General features: G+C 43.3%; 20 protein-coding genes and 1 pseudogene. All 21 read right to left on the reverse strand.

Annotated elements, in window-relative coordinates:
* Positions 1-35 precede the first annotated feature (35 nt).
* The 21 genes and pseudogenes from AC6H0A_RS09035 to AC6H0A_RS09135 all read right to left on the reverse strand — a co-directional run bounded on the left by AC6H0A_RS09035 (position 36) and on the right by AC6H0A_RS09135 (position 16,707).
* Positions 36-155 carry a Com family DNA-binding transcriptional regulator gene (locus AC6H0A_RS09035; protein WP_005641687.1) on the reverse strand — a complete coding sequence of 40 codons (120 nt, stop codon included), beginning with the start codon at positions 153-155 and terminating at the stop codon, positions 36-38.
* A gap of 163 nt (positions 156-318) precedes the next feature.
* Positions 319-807, reverse strand: a complete 489-nt coding sequence (locus AC6H0A_RS09040) for an enoyl-CoA hydratase (RefSeq protein ID WP_179231035.1) — start codon at positions 805-807, stop codon at positions 319-321.
* On the reverse strand, positions 800-1,423 hold the full coding sequence (locus tag AC6H0A_RS09045; protein WP_497512626.1) for a hypothetical protein: 624 nt from the start codon (positions 1,421-1,423) through the stop codon (positions 800-802). Before AC6H0A_RS09045 ends, AC6H0A_RS09040 begins: the two co-directional genes overlap by 8 nt.
* 290 nt (positions 1,424-1,713) lie before the next feature.
* Positions 1,714-3,304, reverse strand: a pseudogene (locus AC6H0A_RS09050) (pyocin knob domain-containing protein); the annotation flags it as partial.
* 3 nt (positions 3,305-3,307) lie between these two features.
* A complete protein-coding gene (locus AC6H0A_RS09055; RefSeq protein WP_171898286.1) occupies positions 3,308-3,904 on the reverse strand; it encodes a YmfQ family protein in 597 nt (198 codons plus the stop codon).
* Entirely contained in the window at positions 3,901-4,962 is a 1,062-nt protein-coding gene (locus AC6H0A_RS09060) for a baseplate J/gp47 family protein (protein ID WP_005642638.1), read from the reverse strand. The genes AC6H0A_RS09055 and AC6H0A_RS09060 overlap by 4 nt, the downstream gene beginning before the upstream one ends.
* Before the next feature lie 14 nt (positions 4,963-4,976).
* Positions 4,977-5,327, reverse strand: coding sequence for a phage GP46 family protein (locus tag AC6H0A_RS09065; RefSeq protein ID WP_005642637.1), 351 nt, complete (start codon positions 5,325-5,327; stop codon positions 4,977-4,979).
* A 69-nt stretch (positions 5,328-5,396) separates the two neighbouring features.
* Positions 5,397-6,032, reverse strand: coding sequence for a phage baseplate assembly protein V (locus AC6H0A_RS09070; protein WP_005642634.1), 636 nt, complete (start codon positions 6,030-6,032; stop codon positions 5,397-5,399).
* A gap of 9 nt (positions 6,033-6,041) precedes the next feature.
* Entirely contained in the window at positions 6,042-7,166 is a 1,125-nt protein-coding gene (locus AC6H0A_RS09075; protein ID WP_179230975.1) for a phage baseplate assembly protein, read from the reverse strand.
* Positions 7,156-8,490: a DNA circularization protein gene (locus AC6H0A_RS09080; protein ID WP_005642630.1), complete on the reverse strand. Its 1,335-nt coding sequence runs from the start codon at positions 8,488-8,490 to the stop codon at positions 7,156-7,158. The genes AC6H0A_RS09075 and AC6H0A_RS09080 overlap by 11 nt, the downstream gene beginning before the upstream one ends.
* A 2-nt stretch (positions 8,491-8,492) precedes the next feature.
* On the reverse strand, positions 8,493-10,781 hold the full coding sequence (locus tag AC6H0A_RS09085; RefSeq protein ID WP_179230974.1) for a phage tail tape measure protein: 2,289 nt from the start codon (positions 10,779-10,781) through the stop codon (positions 8,493-8,495).
* 46 nt (positions 10,782-10,827) lie between these two features.
* On the reverse strand, positions 10,828-11,034 hold the full coding sequence (locus tag AC6H0A_RS09090; RefSeq protein WP_040034148.1) for a hypothetical protein: 207 nt from the start codon (positions 11,032-11,034) through the stop codon (positions 10,828-10,830).
* A 14-nt stretch (positions 11,035-11,048) separates the two neighbouring features.
* Positions 11,049-11,390: a hypothetical protein gene (locus AC6H0A_RS09095; protein WP_133498445.1), complete on the reverse strand. Its 342-nt coding sequence runs from the start codon at positions 11,388-11,390 to the stop codon at positions 11,049-11,051.
* The gene (locus tag AC6H0A_RS09100) at positions 11,390-11,761 is read right to left on the reverse strand and encodes a phage tail protein (RefSeq protein ID WP_179230973.1); all 372 of its coding nucleotides are present in this window, start codon (positions 11,759-11,761) and stop codon (positions 11,390-11,392) included. The genes AC6H0A_RS09095 and AC6H0A_RS09100 overlap by 1 nt, the downstream gene beginning before the upstream one ends.
* A 9-nt stretch (positions 11,762-11,770) precedes the next feature.
* Entirely contained in the window at positions 11,771-13,186 is a 1,416-nt protein-coding gene (locus tag AC6H0A_RS09105) for a phage tail sheath subtilisin-like domain-containing protein (protein WP_179230972.1), read from the reverse strand.
* The gene (locus tag AC6H0A_RS09110; protein ID WP_005642617.1) at positions 13,179-13,361 is read right to left on the reverse strand and encodes a DUF2635 domain-containing protein; all 183 of its coding nucleotides are present in this window, start codon (positions 13,359-13,361) and stop codon (positions 13,179-13,181) included. Before AC6H0A_RS09110 ends, AC6H0A_RS09105 begins: the two co-directional genes overlap by 8 nt.
* A complete protein-coding gene (locus AC6H0A_RS09115) occupies positions 13,333-13,995 on the reverse strand; it encodes a DUF1834 family protein (RefSeq protein ID WP_005642615.1) in 663 nt (220 codons plus the stop codon). The genes AC6H0A_RS09110 and AC6H0A_RS09115 overlap by 29 nt, the downstream gene beginning before the upstream one ends.
* Complete coding sequence (locus AC6H0A_RS09120; RefSeq protein ID WP_005642613.1) at positions 13,979-14,410, reverse strand: gp436 family protein; 432 nt, start codon at positions 14,408-14,410, stop codon at positions 13,979-13,981. The genes AC6H0A_RS09115 and AC6H0A_RS09120 overlap by 17 nt, the downstream gene beginning before the upstream one ends.
* 9 nt (positions 14,411-14,419) lie before the next feature.
* A complete protein-coding gene (locus AC6H0A_RS09125; protein WP_005642611.1) occupies positions 14,420-14,698 on the reverse strand; it encodes a hypothetical protein in 279 nt (92 codons plus the stop codon).
* 39 nt (positions 14,699-14,737) lie between these two features.
* Positions 14,738-15,661, reverse strand: coding sequence for a Mu-like prophage major head subunit gpT family protein (locus tag AC6H0A_RS09130; protein ID WP_005642609.1), 924 nt, complete (start codon positions 15,659-15,661; stop codon positions 14,738-14,740).
* The gene (locus AC6H0A_RS09135) at positions 15,661-16,707 is read right to left on the reverse strand and encodes a phage protease (RefSeq protein ID WP_005642607.1); all 1,047 of its coding nucleotides are present in this window, start codon (positions 16,705-16,707) and stop codon (positions 15,661-15,663) included. The genes AC6H0A_RS09130 and AC6H0A_RS09135 overlap by 1 nt, the downstream gene beginning before the upstream one ends.
* Positions 16,708-16,742: the final 35 nt, after the last annotated feature.

Here is a 16,742-nt window from a genome sequence, read left to right on the forward strand (position 1 = left end):
TCCGATGCTCAAGGCATTCCGACACTCAAATCAAATTAACGTGTAGTATTAACGGTTTTGCAACGAGGGCATTTGATTTCTAAATAACCAACTATCCCCACTTTTGCCAATAATTTGTTACAAAATGTGCAACGGATTGCTTTAATTGACTGCATATATTTCTCCTAATCAAAAGATTTGTTACAATCCGCCCGCCTTGCGCAAGGTAGGCGGCGTATGGCTATATGAAGGCACGTTCTGCGTAGCTGGTAACAACGAGCATTCCTAGTGCCGTTGTTATCGCCGTCTTTTTAAACTTTGTGCAGGGTAAACTCTCCTTTAAATTCTTCTTTTATTGAACATTACGGCAAGTTGATTCGGACTAAACCGCCAGCCGTTTTCCCCGCCACAAATTGCATTAAAGCACCATTCGCTACAAAAATATTTTGAGCGTTTTTGTTTGATGCCAAGTACGATTCCTAGCGCACCCCACCAGTCATATTTACAACCCAAAGTGCGGTCAAAATAGGCTTTAATTTGCGCCTCGGTGACATCGCTGAGTGGGATTAAATCCCATTTGGTGTTATCAGACACATCAATCTGTTTGCAGCGCACCCCGCCATCTTGCACGCTGGATGAGTAGCAATTAAACACCGTTTGATGCTCATAATGGTGTCCGTTAGTAAACTCAATGCGCTCAATGGCAATCTCGCAGTGCGAGTATTTGCCCTTTGTGCAAAATCGAGTAATGCGGTCGGCTATCGCTTTGACTGGCTCTTTGCGCCAGTCTCGTTTGTGTTTGTACATCGCCAAATAAACCTTAGCCATTTTGATATGCCTCCATCAAGTTATCCATTTGCTTGATAATGTTATCGTAGATTGATTGTAGTTGCTCAAGAGTGAGATTAGGGGCTTTAAGTTCATACTTGCGCATACGTTGATTAGCTAATTCAACCTGCAATTTTTCGAGTCCTGCTGCTTGTGTCAAAATCAAGTTTGTGGCGGTCTTGTTATCCAGTTTTGCACGTTGTGCAAAGTCTGAGATATATCGACTGCATTCGCCCTCATAATTTGCGGATTTAAAGGCTTCTGCAGCTGCTTGGCGTTCACGGTACTCAGATTCAAACCTCGTCCAAGTGCTGTAGATTTTTGCCGCGTGCTCATCAATGTTGGCGATAAGGCGAGTTTGGGTTTCAGCCAAAAGAGCGGTTTGTTTTTCAGCTGAAATTTCCCACGTAAGTGTGTCAAGATTTAACTCGTGTGCTGCACTGGGTTGAGGGTCAATTAATACGGGGTTGCCTGTTTTGTCTGCGATGATTTGTTTACCTTGAGATTGTCCGTTAAGTAACTCAATATATTTATCTCGGCTAATTTCCACCGCACCTTCTGGGACAAAACCACCGTCTGCGTCATCAAAAAAGCCGTTTTTGTAGTACATAGTCATTATTTCCATCTCCCAATAGTCATCCAATCTGCAGACCCTAAATACCAGCTTGTTACTGTCGCTGTTGTATTCGTTTTGGCTTGCATAAATACCCAGTTATATTCTCCCTTACCGCTTGCCCTTGATTCGTATCGTTCTGTAATAAAACATCGATACTCTTTATCTACATATGCAATCGGCAGCACGAGATCTGTATGCACTGTAGTATTGCCTCGAGTAAAAACAATTAAACCTGTTTGAATCATCGTCCCGTCAGGATATTTTCTAATTTCAACATTACCAATTCTTTGATAGGTAATTGACTCATTAATAATTTGAGAGGTAGCTTGATTAAAATCCGTAATCTGACTCACGGTATGAGTATGATTACGGTCTGCTTTATCTTGCAGATCTTGCGCTAATCGCCCTGCATCAAGCTCACCAGCATTGGTTACTTCGCCGTGAGATTTAATCCAAAACACCACATCATCAAGGCTATTAATGGCTTTGATGCATAATTTGAGGATTAATGATTTAGGGCGAGTTTCGGCACCACCTGTTGCCATTTGAGAGGTGTTTTTAGGTGAAACAAAACCATTATCGCCATCTCTATCATCATAACTATTGACACTCCACAAATCTGAAGAATGAGTAAATGTTGTATAGTCAAAATACGAATTATTTCTTCCTTGACTTGAGTCGTCGAACCAAGAATCGTAGTCTATCGGTACTCTATGTACATGTCGTTTTAACTCGTCTTCTTGTGTTTGTCCTACCGATAGCCCATCACCCACATTACGCAAAAATCTATCTGCTACTTTAGGCACACGAGCAATAGAGCCATATATTGCCGACTAAGTGACGATATAACTCAGGGTAACGTTGCTCGGTAACTTGTGTGGCAATCTCATCAAAGGCAATCCAACCAGCAGGAATATTATCCACGGCAAAATAAGCGGTCATCCCCACATCGCTACGGGTTAAGTCAGGGAGTTTGTTGCTACCCAACACCCGATACAAATCAGGAAAGGTTTGTTGGTTAAATGTCGTACCATTGGCTTTTAAAAAGCCAACTGGATTGGTTACCGCGCGCGGAAATGACACCACCGCACCAATAGGAATGCCATCGGTATTGAGTTTTTTCCAAGCCGACCAACTGTCTGTCTGATAACTTGTTTGATGTCGCTCATACATATCTGTACTATAAGCAATATAGGCAATTTGACGACACCAATGACCATCACCTCCTGCAATAATTTGGATGTGACAACTATTGCCAGCTACAGGTAGATTTTGTGAACGGCTTGCTTGTGTAATCGCATAAATACCATCGGTTTTAAGGGTGTTAATATCGCCAACAAAAGGTTCAACTTTAAAATTTCCAATGCCATAGCCCGCTAAGGTTGTGGCGGGAGATTGTTTGCTATTTGCGAGATCATAAGCCGTTTTAACCGCAGCACTGGTTGCAACTGTGTCTGCACTATTGCTATCTACGGCAGAGGATTTTTTGCTGTTAGGGATAACATTGCCAAGAGAGCGTATGTTGGAGTCAATAAGCTGTTTTAGCTGATAAGCGGTTTTAGGCGTTAATGCTAAATCTTCACTTTGGCTATCGTAGCCTGTGTGGAGTTTGGTTTCGCCTTTTTGAGTTAAACTTGCCGTTTTTCGGTTATCATCAATAATCTTCACAATCGCTTGATATAACTGCGTTTGTGTTTCTTCCTTCGGGGTAAATTCCGCTTTTTGCAACACATAATGCGCTTCCGCTTGTATATCGCGTACTCGGTCTTGCAAATTATTAAGCCACGTATCGGTTACTCGCGTGCCTTGTTCGCCTGTTGCTGGATTACCATTGTGGAAAAGGCCATCATTTGAATCAATTTGAGGCATTAAACTTTTCATATATTAAGATCCTGTTTGATAAGCAAAATAACAGTAAGTATGTGCAGGTTTTAAGTCTCGGAAGAACTCCTCAATAATCGGGTCACCAAATTCCACTAAATGATTACCCGCAAAGGAGCTACCTGCGCGAAAATACACAATATTGTCATCCCCATTAAGCACCGATACTCGCCACATAAAAATCAAGTTGTCGCGAGCTTCATTGCGAAATTGCGCTAAATCTCCCGTCGTTGGCAAATCATTCGCAAGGGGAGAAAACTCTTTAATTTCGATGCGATATCCAATACTTTCGGCAATACGTTTAAAATAGGGAATGGATAAGCCCCCAATCGCATTTAACTTGGCAATGACACGTTTTACTCGTGCTTGATAGTTATTGGTATAATCTGTTTTTATGCCGCATAAACGTTCCCAATCGGACAACATCGTATTGGAGGTGGCTGGTTCAATAATTTGTAACAAATCCACCGCACTTTTTTGTAATCGGTCAAAGGCATTACCATCCACCTCACACTGCGCTAAAAAACGCTCCCCATTAACGTTGTACGAAATAGGCGGATAAAGTTTTGCTAACACCTTTTTGTGGTCAGTTTGCATCATGCCATCTCCGTAACGGTGATTTGACCTAACCGAAACCACTCAATTTTTGTACGCACATCCGCTTTTAGATTAGTGATAGGTACCGTAAACTTACGGTCAACCACACCTACCAAGTTATTCACCACCGCTTCACATTGCGACACAATCAAATCATCACCGGGGATTAACGTATTAAAATAATCCGCAAGTGCGGTGGAAATAGCGGCCTTAATTTCAGGTAAGGTTACGCCACTGATTTTCACCTGAATATTAAAATTGACTTTTGTTACATCAGGTTTCACCACTTTGCTTTCTCGTGCGGTTACAGGGCGCACATCGTCAATATATTCTTGGCAGCGACGTATTGTTTCATCGCTTGGTACATCGTTATTTGATGTGATCGCAATATCTACCGTACCAAGCCCACGACGCAACGGGTAAACATAAGCAGCATCCACACCATCCACCGATAACGCCCATGTACGATAGTCATAACGATTACCCCCAGCAGGTGGTCGGCGAATAATCTCAAGCAAACGTTCGAGCAAAGACGCATCGCTTTCTGCATCCGTTGCACCAATCACCTCATTTAGCACCACGTCGGATTGCACACCTAAAGGTGCCGCCATAAAGTTTGCTTTTGTCGCAGTTTTAATATTTTGGCTGGCACCTGTCGCAAGACTTCGCACGGCAACAACGGCAGAACCACTTGCAGAAATCACCGCACTTTCGGTGGTTTCATAAAATCGGTTGTCTGTTTTAATTTGTAATCCAGCTTTAAGTACTGCATCAGGGGTACCTGTCACTGTTGCGCCACGACCACTAGCATAAGTCGCATTACGACGGCGAATACCACGCAAGCCCGCATGTTTTTCAAGAAAATCTGTGTCGGCAGTGTCGGGAAAGAATTGTTTAATAATCCATTTTTGATGGGCATAAATACCTTCCGCTACAGCAGCAAGGCTACTGGCACGTGCATAATAGTCACTATCTATGCTCACATCAGCACTCGGCTCTAATGACTGCACATCGCGCAAAATCGCTTGGCGAATATCTTCTAAACTCGGCACAATAAACATGGTTTAAACCCTTTTTAAATGACTTTTACCGGGTGTTTAAAATGATAGGTTTCGCCCCGGTTATCTCGGATGGATATATCTAAAATCAATACACCGTTATGTGGTTGGGTATGATTGACAATAATTTCCTCTGCACGTCCATCATCAATCAAGGGTTGCAAGGCTTCTTCGGCATATTGTTGTGCAATTAAACCTATGCGCGACAAATCTTTTTCGCGCGAAATAAGATGAAGCAGAGAGCCTACACGCCCATCTGCCCACCAAGAGCCTAATGGTGTGGTCAATCTGATATACGCTGCATTGGCAAGCGTACTGATTTGTTTACTTGTATAGTCCCCGGTAAGCGGGCTGATCTCTCTGTCCATATTGACAGGATAAGATAAGAGGTAAAAAGAAAGGAGATGCAGGGTTTCAGCATCTCCTTTAAGGTTAGATTATTCAGGTTTACTGGTTTTTCCTCCGCTATCGCAAGTATGTTTGTGGTTCCTTAACGAAATTGTACCAGCTTCCACATCGCCGTCGGTCGTAAAGCTACCGCCACGTTGTTCTACATTACCAGTAAAGCTCGCACCACTGCCACCTTGCACAGCCATACCGCCGTTACCGTTAATTTGCCCTTGGGCAGTAAAGACCTGATCGGTTTCAACCAGTGGACTTGATATATCCACTTTTGTTGCAGCGTTAATCTTTAATACATCGCAATCAATCTCAATCAACCGCCCCTTTTTTAATACAATGCTAGAGCCACTTTCATCGTAAACCGCGACTTCGCCATCTTGCAGATTTTTCACGCGGAAAGATCCATGCTCGGTTGCAATCACAATACCGTGGGTAGTTTGTCCGCCAATGGGTAAAATCACTGCTTGCGTGTTTGCTGGAGGCACAGAGGTAAAGCCAAACTGCTGCATCAATTCCACATCTTGCAAGGTTTCATCGGCAAGCCCTGAAGCCTGAACTTTCTGAATATTGTCCGCACTTTTCACCAAGTGCAGTACACCACGAAAGGCTTGACGGATTTCGTCCACCGCACTTTGCGCCTTTTGTTGAATGGCTTGGCTTAATCGTCTCATTTTGTCCCCTTAATTCGCAGCCACCCAGCTGCCATATCCGTTAGTAGCCATTAATTTCTTGCCTTTGCGTTTACGGGCTTTTTCCGCTTTTGCACTGTAAGCGTCTGGTGTCCAGATGCCGTCTTGTTTAAAGCGCAACTCCGTTTGCGTGCCACTATTACGGCTCAACATAAAACATCGCCCCATCAAAAAGAAAATGGCATCAATATCATATTCCTCGCAAATTACATGTACACGTTGCCCGGGTTGCCATAATGTGCCGTCTTGCATTTTGTGATCGGGAACAACGATAGTAAGGGTAAAACCTTCTAACATACTGTCCGCAATGTATTTTTTCGCCCATTTTTGCAAGGCTTCCAAGTTATCCACATCAGATACCACCACGGTTTTCGGCTTGTAAGTGGTCATTTCAGGATCGTGATAAACCCATTTCAGATCGTTTTTATTGTCTTGCCCTTGCTTGCCGTGGCTTTGCGCAAGAAAAGTGACTTCGCTAAAACGATTTGATACATCAAACGTTAAATCTGCCTGCTCAAAGTTGTTTCGCTTGCCGTCTTTCATACAACACAAGGTGGCCACAGGTGGTGTGCTGTAATCCGCACCGCCCACAATCAGCTCCCCATTTGGCTCAAACCACAAGTGCAAGCCTGCCGAGTTTGCACAACGCATTGCCGCGTTCCATGCTGTTTCGCCCACGTCAATATCGACTTTATCTAATGTTGGGTTATTTTCCGCACGCAATTCCACTTTTTTAATACCAAGGGGTTCAACAATTTTTTTTACTGCATCCAACACAGTCAAGCCTTTTACATTGGTGATTGGGGCAGAGCAATCCACAAGGATACTCGCACGGTCTCGCCCATTGAGGCTATAAGTGCGGTTAGTTTTACTAATAGTATGCTGTGTCGTATCCACGATGCCTGTCATCACCAACTCGCCATTAATACGCACTTTCACTTCTGCCCCCGAAAAGTCAGGTAAAACCGTGCTATTTGAAGGCACGCCCAAATCAAATTTAAAGGCATCGGCAGGGATTAAAAAGTCACTATCAATATCATAACTTTTCCAGCTATTGTGGGCTTTACTATCCACTTCCACCGTAACATCATTTTCATAAGGGTAATTATTTGACATAGCTGTTTAACCACTCCCCACGCTCAACAAAATTCGGATAACGGATCTGCGGATTCAATCTTAATAATTCATCTGCGCGTTTGTAATCCTGATAAAATGCATGTGCAATTTGTTGCACAGTACCGCTAAATGGCACCTCGCGAACCATTAAAGGCGGTTTACGATTAATTGCCGCAAGGGCAAGTTGAGTAAACTTATGCACTTTATTGCGTAATTGCTCTGCTGTATTGTGTGCAGCCGTATAAAAACTCGTATTGGGTGTGCTTAATACCGTGATATTTTCCCCACGATGTTCATCGTCCACTTGTTTGCGTAACAATTGTAAATTATCCATAATTTGTGACCGCACTTGAGTCGTGATGTAATCAATATCCTGTGGCAATAAATCATCGTCCTCTACCAATTCAGTGGCAATACGCAACAAAGCAACACTAGAGGCTAACTGCATCATTAAATGCACAGATTCTGTATCACTCTTACTAAAAGAGGTCGTTAATGATTTCAACGCGGCTTGTTCTTTGGCAGATTTAATATTCTTACCACTCACCAAATCTGCAGGAATATGCTTAATTTGACGTATTGTGCGGAGTACCTCATCAAATTTTGCTCGGGTAGTTAAGTCCTTGCGCGCAGCAATTTGGCGCAACCCCGAATCAATCATTGTCACCAAATCACGCACAGCACGGCTAGATTTTGCTTTAAAGTTATCTTGTGTCACGACAGGCGACACCCCATACTTAGTTTTGTCAAAATCAAATAACCCGCGCACTTGCTCAAAACAGCCAAATAATGCGCCATACACGCCCAACAAACGTGATTTTGTATTAGCGGCAAAGGCAACAATCTCCATAAATTCGCCATACAATGCCATCGCATCATCAACAACGTTTTCTAATTCAGTCAGTAAGGCATCTATTTTTGCCAATAGGGAATAATTAAAGACAAAAATCGGTTTAGCTGGCGTAGATTCAATAAAAGTCAAATCTAACGCCACATAATCAATCATCTCCGCTTCGTGGTGAAAACTCGCCCCAGTGCAAATCATATTTTGCAAACGCCCACGAATCGGATGCACTAATGTTGCTGTCCCTGATTTTTGTAGCACGCTTAAAAACGTCTTAAAGTCCGTATAATAGCCTGGCCCATAAAATACGGCTTGCATACGCACGGTTAATGGATTTAACCCCAAATCTTCCACATCTGCACCATTGACGAAAGGATAAGCATGCTCAATGGTCGAGCGATAGACATCATCATCCACCGAAAGCACATCAAAACGCACGCCGCGAAAACTTGCACGTTGTACAGGTATTGTCCAACCCATAGTTACCCCCGTTTCATTGATTGATAGATATTTTCAGCAACCCCTTCATAAACAGGTCGCCCATCCATATCAATCTTAATTTGATTTTGAATTGTGAAATTTTGGCTTTCAATGGCGGTTTTTAATCCGTCGCTAATGGTTTGCCCAAAATGCTGAAAATCCGCTTGATAGTTAGCCAAGCCAGATAAATCTCCCAGTGTGCGACTTAAAGCGGAGTCGGTGTCATTAGCCGCTACAGATAAACCTGAATAGCCTTTCCCCTGATTGCGAATTTCCGCAATTTTCACCGCACTTTGGCGCGTGCGCTCATCATATTGAGCTTGCGTGAGTGTGCCTCGCTCAAGGCGTAAAGCGGCCACTTCATCTTTACGTGCGATTTCAGCTACTTCGCCTGAACGTCCAGCCGTTCCCCAGACTGAATTTTTGTTATAACCGAAACCTTGCGGTGCGTAATGGGTTGTGGCCGGTTTATTGCCCCCGTAAGCATTGGCATAAAATTGGTTTTCTAACTGCTTTTCTTGTGCAGTTTTGGCTTCGGTTTTTTCTTCAGTCTTCGCTTCTTCTGTTGTACGTTGTTCTCCAGCAATCATTAAACCACCTACACCCATTGCCGCACTTGTTGTGGTAGCGACTTTTCCGCCGATATTGAGTAATTTGCCAGCTCCATTCGCAATCGCGGATGTTGTTGCTACACCTTGGGTCACTTTACCTAAAGCACCGCCCCCCATTTTCCCACCCGTTAATAAATCAATTAGAGAAAACCCAGCAAGTCCTGCACTGAAAATTTGTAACGCGTCTGTTGCTCCAACAACGGCTTTGGTTAAATTTGGAAATTCTTCTATATTTTCACTTAACCAGTCTGCGGCATTTCCTAATCTATCATTTGCACCATTCCAGTTTTCAATTGAATTCATTTCCTGTTTGTTTTTAGCAATCTGAAAACGAACTGAATTTTGTTGGCGCATAAAATCAAAATCTTCTTTGTTGAAGTTGCCTTTTTCAGCAATGGCATATTGCTCATCTACATTTTGAGCCGTATTTTTATCACGGCGTATTGCAAACATTGCCGTGCCTGCTTGAATATCTGGCATCACTTCAGCAAGTTTTGTGGTTTCCACATATTTCGCTATACGCTCTGCAATAGCTTGCGCTTCTTTATCGTCTTTTGCGTTATTAAGTTTTTTTAGCAGTTTTTGATACGTTCTATCGCTTGCAAGCACCTGATCAATTATGCTCATAAAGGCTTCAATCGCATTTTTGCCTGTTTTCATTTCGTTGGTCATGGATTTTTCAAAATCAATGCCATGGGTTTTCTTGGTTTTGGGATCATAAACTTCTAATTTTTCAAATTTTTTTGCTGTATCACTAGAACGCAGTTTTGAAAAGAAATTGACTAAGTTAGTTGAGCTTTGTCCCGTACCGCCTGAAACCTTATAAACTTGTTGCGCACCTTTAAACACCTGTTTTAAGTCTTCCAATCCCCCCAAGCCAGTATTGCCTGCGGCTGAAAGAAATTCAGGGGCATAACGCGCCATATCTTTTAATTCAAAACCGCCCGCTTTACCCGAGGCACTGGCATAATCAAGTGCTTGTTGAATATCATCAACTTTAATGCCGAAATTTAGCAATGAATTGACTAATGCGGAAATATCATCAGTGCTTGCCCCTGTTGCAGTAGCGTTCATTTGAATCGTTGGCAAAAGTTTTAATGCGTCCTCAACCGAAACATTGCCTTCACCAATTAAACGTCCAACAGCCCCTAATGCATCTTCTTTTGTTCCGCCATAATTTAGTGACGCTTTAATTGCGCCATGGATTTTTTCTTTACCTTTTGTCTTTTCTTCTATACTTGCACCTGAATAAGCTGTATTTGCAATTTTTGCTACTTCAAGATCATAATCTGCCGCCTTTCTAATTTTGGGCACAGCAACCGCTGCACCAGCGGCAACACCTACTGTTGCACCAGCAATATTTCGCCCGATATTGCCTAATCGTTGCCCCCAAGAGGTTTTCCCCATTTCCGCATTAAGCCCAGCAATTTTTGAGCGCGTCGCTTCAGCCGCACGCGCTAATTCGCGACTAGTGGCTGTGCCACTACGTTTCAATCGGTTATAAGCGGCAATGGTATGATTAATTTCTTGTTGGATTTTATGTTCACTTCGCACGCCCAACGCTTCGCGTGCACTTGCCATTGCTTTTGTGCTTTGCTTAATCTGCGATTGTGCCCGCTGAAAAACTCGGCTTGCTTGGTCTCGTGCTTTTAGCGTCAACGCTAAATTCAACTCAGCCATTTTTAAACCCTCTTTAAACTCATTTTAAATCCACAAAAAAAGGGGCTTACGCCCCCTTAGTTTTACGACGCATAAGGTTGTAATGCACCGTGTTGCCTTTTTCTGACTGAGTTTTAATACCTTGCGAATGTTGCCAACTTGCCACCCACGCAGCAACTTCCGCATGACACATTGCTCGTACTTCTTCAGCAGTAAACCCAAATTTAGCCAATAAAATAACCGCACTTCGGTAATTCTTCTCGGCATCAAACACACCGTAATGTTGTTTTATTCGGTTTCGGCTTTGCTCGGGTTTTCCCCAGCGTCGATGTGCTTTTTTCGCAGTTCTGCGATAGCTTGCGTAATCAGCACATAATCATCCGTGGCAAGGTTATCCAGTAAAAACTGTGGCGTGAGCTTATCTTGCGCAATACCAATAATATCAAGCTGTTCAGATAAATAAGCCAAGTCCACGAGCATTTGCTCCGCTCTCGTGAGGTTTTCTTTCTCATCTAAACCAAGCTCGGCGACTTTCTCAAGGGCGGCACATTCGCCCCCCAAGGTTAGTAATCGCACGTCAAAGTCAAAATAACGACGATCACCGTAAGGAATACCAAGCAATAAACGCATTATTCTTTCACCTCTTTAAGCGCATTCATCTGGATATCAATAACGGCTTCGTTATCCACCGTGTATTTCTCGCCTACTTGCGTAGTAAAGCAGCCAAGGTAGGATGTGCGCTTATCTTCTTGATTAAGCGGATATACCGTGATTTTCGCATCACTGATACCCGCCCAATCAATTTCCGAACCATCCACAGGCATTGTTGCCGTCAATGATAATTCCCAAGTCGCAATGCCTTTGGCAAAACCACGTGCACGCCCTTCAGAGTTCATGGTTTTGACTAATTTACGCCCGGTTTGTTTTGTCACGTTTAAATCGGTGATTTCAATTTCTGTGCCGTCCACTTCAAGCACAGCCGAACCTGCATATTTTTCCATTTACGCCCCCTATAAAATTAAATCAATTCGGTTAGCGACAACGTGTAAGCCATTTACCACATCCGCTGGAATTGCCGTATCTAAACGATTTGGATCTTGGCCATTGCGAACAACAAGCAATTTACCCTTGTTCGCCTCCACATTTTCTAAAATCTCTTGTTGCTCTAAACGATAGAGCACATCAAGGATTTCTGACCGCACTTTTTGTGGGGTACGATTAGATAATTTCGCACGAGGGAAACGTAACTCAATACGCTGTTCAATCGCTTTACGCGTATAGTCCAGTGTACGAATTGTGGTTAAGTCTAACCACGCAGGATCATCCACATTCGCGGGTGACTTGGTATAAGTCGTAATTGCACGCATAATTTGCACACGATTATTCACCACTGTAATAGGGGTTAAACCATGGAAAAGTGCCTGATTGACTTCGGTTTTTAACGGTGTTTGAGTGGCATCAACAGGGGTTAAACCTTTAATCTCAAGCGTATTTAACGGTTTAGCGGGGTCTTCTTCGCCTGCAATAACCGCCCCATATCCCGCAGCGATTAAGGCATTAGATTCAACCGCCCCTTTATACCAACCCACGGTAATGCGATTTGCATTGATCTTTTCAGTATAAGTGGTACCGCTTGCCAATGTGCCATTAAAACCTAATACGCCAACACCCGGTTTTTTCTCAACAGGACTTGCTACCGACTCTAAATGTTCGCGCAAGGCTTTCACATTTTTATCATCCGCAAAAGGGGAGATAATCACGTGATAGTGCTGACCAGCCACTGATGCTAATGCCGTCGCTAAATCGGCATTTTCGGCACCATTTGCAAGGGCAGAAACATTCACCGCCATATCATTTGCGCTTAATGTGGCATTGACACTAATCTCATTGCCAATTTCGCCTTTACATTTCGCAGTAAGCGTAACAGTACCTTCACTGACTGTTGCACTGACAGGACAATATTCCCCCGCATTAATCACCGCATTTAAACGGGCAGCAATGTTGGCAGCGGTTTCAGATTTAGCGATTGCCACCGCATAATCAAGACCACCAATGATAACTTTAAGCACGCCAGCGTTGCTTGCTGTGCCTGTTAGCGTAATGGTGCCAGTTGCTGCCACACCTGAATCACTCTCTTTTAAACCAATTACCGTTAAACGGATCATGGCATTATTTTGGATAGCAATACGCGCCATTAAGTGAGCCCAAGACCCAGTACCAAATGTATTTTTTGCATCTACATCCGAATAAATCGGTGTCGGTGCGCTAAATGTTTTTGTTGCATTTAACATCGGTGCCACAATTAAGACGTTTTGCTCATTTGTTGGCAAAGTACTCACTGCATTGCGTGAGTTGTATTCTGTATAAACACCCGGTTTACGAAGACTCGTCGGGATATTATCAAAATCAATATTCGTTTCAGCCATTGTCTTTCTCCTGTTCTTTGCGTGAACGTGTGTCTGTGATTACAATCAAATCGCCATCATTAATACGGCGCTGATAATAAATCGACGGCTCTACCTCTACCGGTATTTGTTCAATATAGGTATAAGGTTGATGTTCCATCGGCACCTTAATGCCTATTACTGCTTTCACTTTCATTTTGTGTCTCCACCTCAAACGGCACTCTAGCACCGCTTATTGGGTCATAAATGTTGTTACCAATACGTTCTAGCATCGGATCTGGTGGCGATAGCTCACCATGATAATGCGTAAACAAATAATCAGGATTTTTGCTATCCTGTGTCATTTCAGGATAACGGCCATCTTCTAACGGACTCAAATCGTCATAGACTGCGTCATACTCAATCGCATAAGCCGTTATCGCCCCACCTTTAAAAGTGGCATTATTAAAAAGCGTGCGCACCCTTGTCGGTTTCAATGGTTTAACTAATTGCCCCAAGGTTTGCGCATCTAACAAACGGCGTACGGCTGTAATCAACTGATTAACGCCCACCTCTCGTTTATCCGCTCCGCCTTGTCGTGCCGCAATATTGCTACGCAAGCTATTTACTGCCACGATAATGACAAAGTTTGCTGTGGATTGATGGCGCTTCAAATTGGTGCCCATACGTTCGATACGTGCGCCCCCAAAAGTGACTAAACACATCGGCAAACGTGATGTCCCAAGACTTTCATCATCGAGCTCACCGCCATAGCTTTTAACAGTATTGACTAAACGCCCTAAGCCACGCTGTAGGCGTTCTACAAGGGCATTTTCAATTTGAGTGATCACGCGCAAAAATCCTGTTTTTCGGATTAGTAAAGATCACACCATTGTCTTGTTCGTTGGCATCATTATTCTCTGTAGGCGGCAACCCAAGTGAAATCTTACCCACACTGATATCCTCAAGTTCTTTTAAACTTAATTTATAGCGTGTAATAATTTCTTCTGTAATCGTCACATGAGACATACTCGCTAAACGATAACGAGCCAAATCACAACAAAGTCGCACTAAGTTTTGTGGCACACTCACAAGAGGGAGGGTATAACGTGCTGCCAAATAACCATCAATTTGGCTTGAGCTGTCAGACAATGCGACATCAAGCAAATTGTCATTAACTTGCCCAGTCAAATCGCGGTCGGTCAGTTCAATGGCTTGCACTTCCCCTACACGTAACACAAAATCTTCTGCACTGGCGTAATGCATCACTCATCCTTATTTTTCGCAGATGGGAATAAGTTCCAACCAGGGATCTTCAGCAAGCATAATGACTTGCTCACCCGTCAAGTTTTCAACTGGAATTTCCACCGCACTTTCTTTGTTAAAACGATAGCCGCAGCGACCATAAGAGTCTTGCGGATGAATTGCACGTAACGTCACCGCATAGGCAATTGGGTTAATTACCCCACTGCCTTCTACCAAAACATCAGATGTGTTTTCTGCAGTTTCATCTTGCGTCTCAGCTTTTACTTCATCTTGCTGTTCCTTTGCCATTTTTGCTCCTAAAGGGCGATTGCTCGCCCTTATTGATGGTTATTCCGCAATGATTTGTGGAGACACAATCACTTTCAAACGACCTTTTAAGATATTAGTCGTGCCGTTAATTAATTCACCTTCGCAGATTTGACGTGCTTTGAATTCAAGTGCAGGTGGCACTAAAATCACATTTGGGCGAATGTTCAATAACTTGCCACCGTCACCTTTTAAGGATTGCATTTTGGCAATGACATCCATGATGTTTTCCGCAGTAAGTTCAGTTTTCTCCACGCAGTGCGCTAACTGCCAGAAACCAAAACCAGCTGCACCACGAGCACGCACACCCCATTCGTAAATATCTTCGTTAAATACGGTGTCAGACTTGGAAGGATCAAATTTCGTTTCAATTTCTGGCGCAGTGCGTTCTTGCCAAATTAACGGTTTAATCGCATTGGTGGTGTCGAAAAGATAGAATGTTGGTGCACCATCTTTTGTGCCAGTCGTTAAGTTACTTTGCTCTTTACTTGCACCTGTACCATCCACATTTGGGTAAACCGGGTGATCAGTATCAAAGTAATTTTGGCCGTCATAACAAAGCGTGGTTTTACCGGCTTTTAACAAACTAAACACCAAATCATCAGGCAATTCAGCCGCACTTTGTGCTGCCTGTTGCACCATTGGACGGAATAAACCTACTTGGTCATCTTCGATATCGGTACGCGGAATACCCACCGTGCTTTCGTAAAGTTTGTTTTCAATGCTGGTACCTTGTGCTTGCATTGCTTTACGCTGACGTTTATTTACCCATTCCACCATTTTCGGGAACTGGCCTAAGAAACCATAGGTGTTCACTTTAGTGTTAGAGGATACCTTCATTGCAATTAAGTCCCACTGCGGTTTAATTAAACCTAAACCCGCTACAAAGTCTTTTTTAAACTGGGTTTCAATTGCCTTTAAAACTTCTGATTTTTTAAAGTTCATTATTTTTGCTCCTTATGTTCTGCCATAAATTCCGCTTCAGTCATACCAAGCGCACGTGCTGCCGCTTGTTCAGCCGCACTTAACGCTGCCACTTTCTGCTCTGGATCGCCTTTTGCTTGTGGCTCACCACTTAATGCGGCCATTGCAGGTGCTTTTTCTAAGTAAGCACTTAATGCCTCAACAGATAAACTTTGCGCCCAATCTTTTAATGCAGGAGCCAGTTTGCCTTGCGATAATGCCGCTGTGATTAATGCCTCTTTCTTGTCCGCTTTTACAGATGTTTTAAGCGCATTAAAATCAGCCTGCAATGCAACCACCTGTTCGACTGGCACAAATTTAGCTGGGTCAGGCTTACCCACTTGCGCGGTTAATGCCGCAACAGATTGTTCTTTTTCAGCTAACTTGGCATACACATCTAACACCGCCACTTGGCTGTCGCCTTTGGCGGCAGAAAGTGCGGTCACTTTTTCGGTAATTTCAGCTTCGCTTGCGTCAGCTTTCAAAGCAAACAACGCACACAAGGCTTCCACTAATTTTTTGTCCATTTCTGGCTTTTCCTTTTGTTGATTTAAAAGTTGCACACTGGCGGCAACCATCACTTCATCCATACCGTCTAAAGCGGGGTTGTTGGTCAGTGCGGCGTGAAAGATTTTGCGAATATAACCATTCGTGTCATATGCAAACACGGCAGAGATATAACGATATTCGCCATTTTTGATGTATTCCGCGGCTTTATCCGTCCAACGCACATCAGCAAAAATCCCTTGCGGGTTAAAATAGAGATATTCCATCCAACCTGCGCTAGGAGCCTCTTTGCCGTTTTGTTGGGAATGTAAGATTTGGTGTTCGTAGTCAATGGGTAGGGGATTTTTCTGACTGTTAGCTAATGCCACAACATCAGCCCCGTTCGTATCGGTTACATACCATGCCTCCACATCGGTTGGTCTGCCGTCTGTGGCGCGAAATTTGCCATAAGGTAAAAGTTGGATACGACCATACTTCGCCTTGTCAATTTCAAAACTACAAGCGGCAACTGTTAATTTCATCTGAAACCATCCTTAAAAACTCAATCTAGGATGGC

The organism is Haemophilus sp. THUN1692 (assembly GCF_059704395.1).

Bases quoted from the DNA above. Each gene is read 5' to 3' on its own strand.
- AC6H0A_RS09125 (WP_005642611.1), bottom strand. From the start codon at position 14,698: ATGGCAAAGGAACAGCAAGATGAAGTAAAAGCTGAGACGCAAGATGAA.
- AC6H0A_RS09135 (WP_005642607.1), bottom strand. From the start codon at position 16,707: ATGAAATTAACAGTTGCCGCTTGTAGTTTTGAAATTGACAAGGCGAAG.
- AC6H0A_RS09045 (WP_497512626.1), bottom strand. From the start codon at position 1,423: ATGACTATGTACTACAAAAACGGCTTTTTTGATGACGCAGACGGTGGT.
- AC6H0A_RS09070 (WP_005642634.1), bottom strand. From the start codon at position 6,032: ATGAGACGATTAAGCCAAGCCATTCAACAAAAGGCGCAAAGTGCGGTG.
- AC6H0A_RS09095 (WP_133498445.1), bottom strand. From the start codon at position 11,390: ATGCGTTTATTGCTTGGTATTCCTTACGGTGATCGTCGTTATTTTGAC.
- AC6H0A_RS09080 (WP_005642630.1), bottom strand. From the start codon at position 8,490: ATGGGTTGGACAATACCTGTACAACGTGCAAGTTTTCGCGGCGTGCGT.
- AC6H0A_RS09120 (WP_005642613.1), bottom strand. From the start codon at position 14,410: ATGCATTACGCCAGTGCAGAAGATTTTGTGTTACGTGTAGGGGAAGTG.
- AC6H0A_RS09110 (WP_005642617.1), bottom strand. From the start codon at position 13,361: ATGAAAGTGAAAGCAGTAATAGGCATTAAGGTGCCGATGGAACATCAA.
- AC6H0A_RS09075 (WP_179230975.1), bottom strand. From the start codon at position 7,166: ATGTCAAATAATTACCCTTATGAAAATGATGTTACGGTGGAAGTGGAT.
- AC6H0A_RS09100 (WP_179230973.1), bottom strand. From the start codon at position 11,761: ATGGAAAAATATGCAGGTTCGGCTGTGCTTGAAGTGGACGGCACAGAA.
- AC6H0A_RS09060 (WP_005642638.1), bottom strand. From the start codon at position 4,962: ATGTTTATTGTGCCGAGTTTAGAAGATATTCGCCAAGCGATTTTGCGC.
- AC6H0A_RS09040 (WP_179231035.1), bottom strand. From the start codon at position 807: ATGGCTAAGGTTTATTTGGCGATGTACAAACACAAACGAGACTGGCGC.
- AC6H0A_RS09130 (WP_005642609.1), bottom strand. From the start codon at position 15,661: ATGAACTTTAAAAAATCAGAAGTTTTAAAGGCAATTGAAACCCAGTTT.
- AC6H0A_RS09065 (WP_005642637.1), bottom strand. From the start codon at position 5,327: ATGGACAGAGAGATCAGCCCGCTTACCGGGGACTATACAAGTAAACAA.
- AC6H0A_RS09085 (WP_179230974.1), bottom strand. From the start codon at position 10,781: ATGGCTGAGTTGAATTTAGCGTTGACGCTAAAAGCACGAGACCAAGCA.
- AC6H0A_RS09055 (WP_171898286.1), bottom strand. From the start codon at position 3,904: ATGATGCAAACTGACCACAAAAAGGTGTTAGCAAAACTTTATCCGCCT.
- AC6H0A_RS09035 (WP_005641687.1), bottom strand. From the start codon at position 155: ATGCAGTCAATTAAAGCAATCCGTTGCACATTTTGTAACAAATTATTG.
- AC6H0A_RS09105 (WP_179230972.1), bottom strand. From the start codon at position 13,186: ATGGCTGAAACGAATATTGATTTTGATAATATCCCGACGAGTCTTCGT.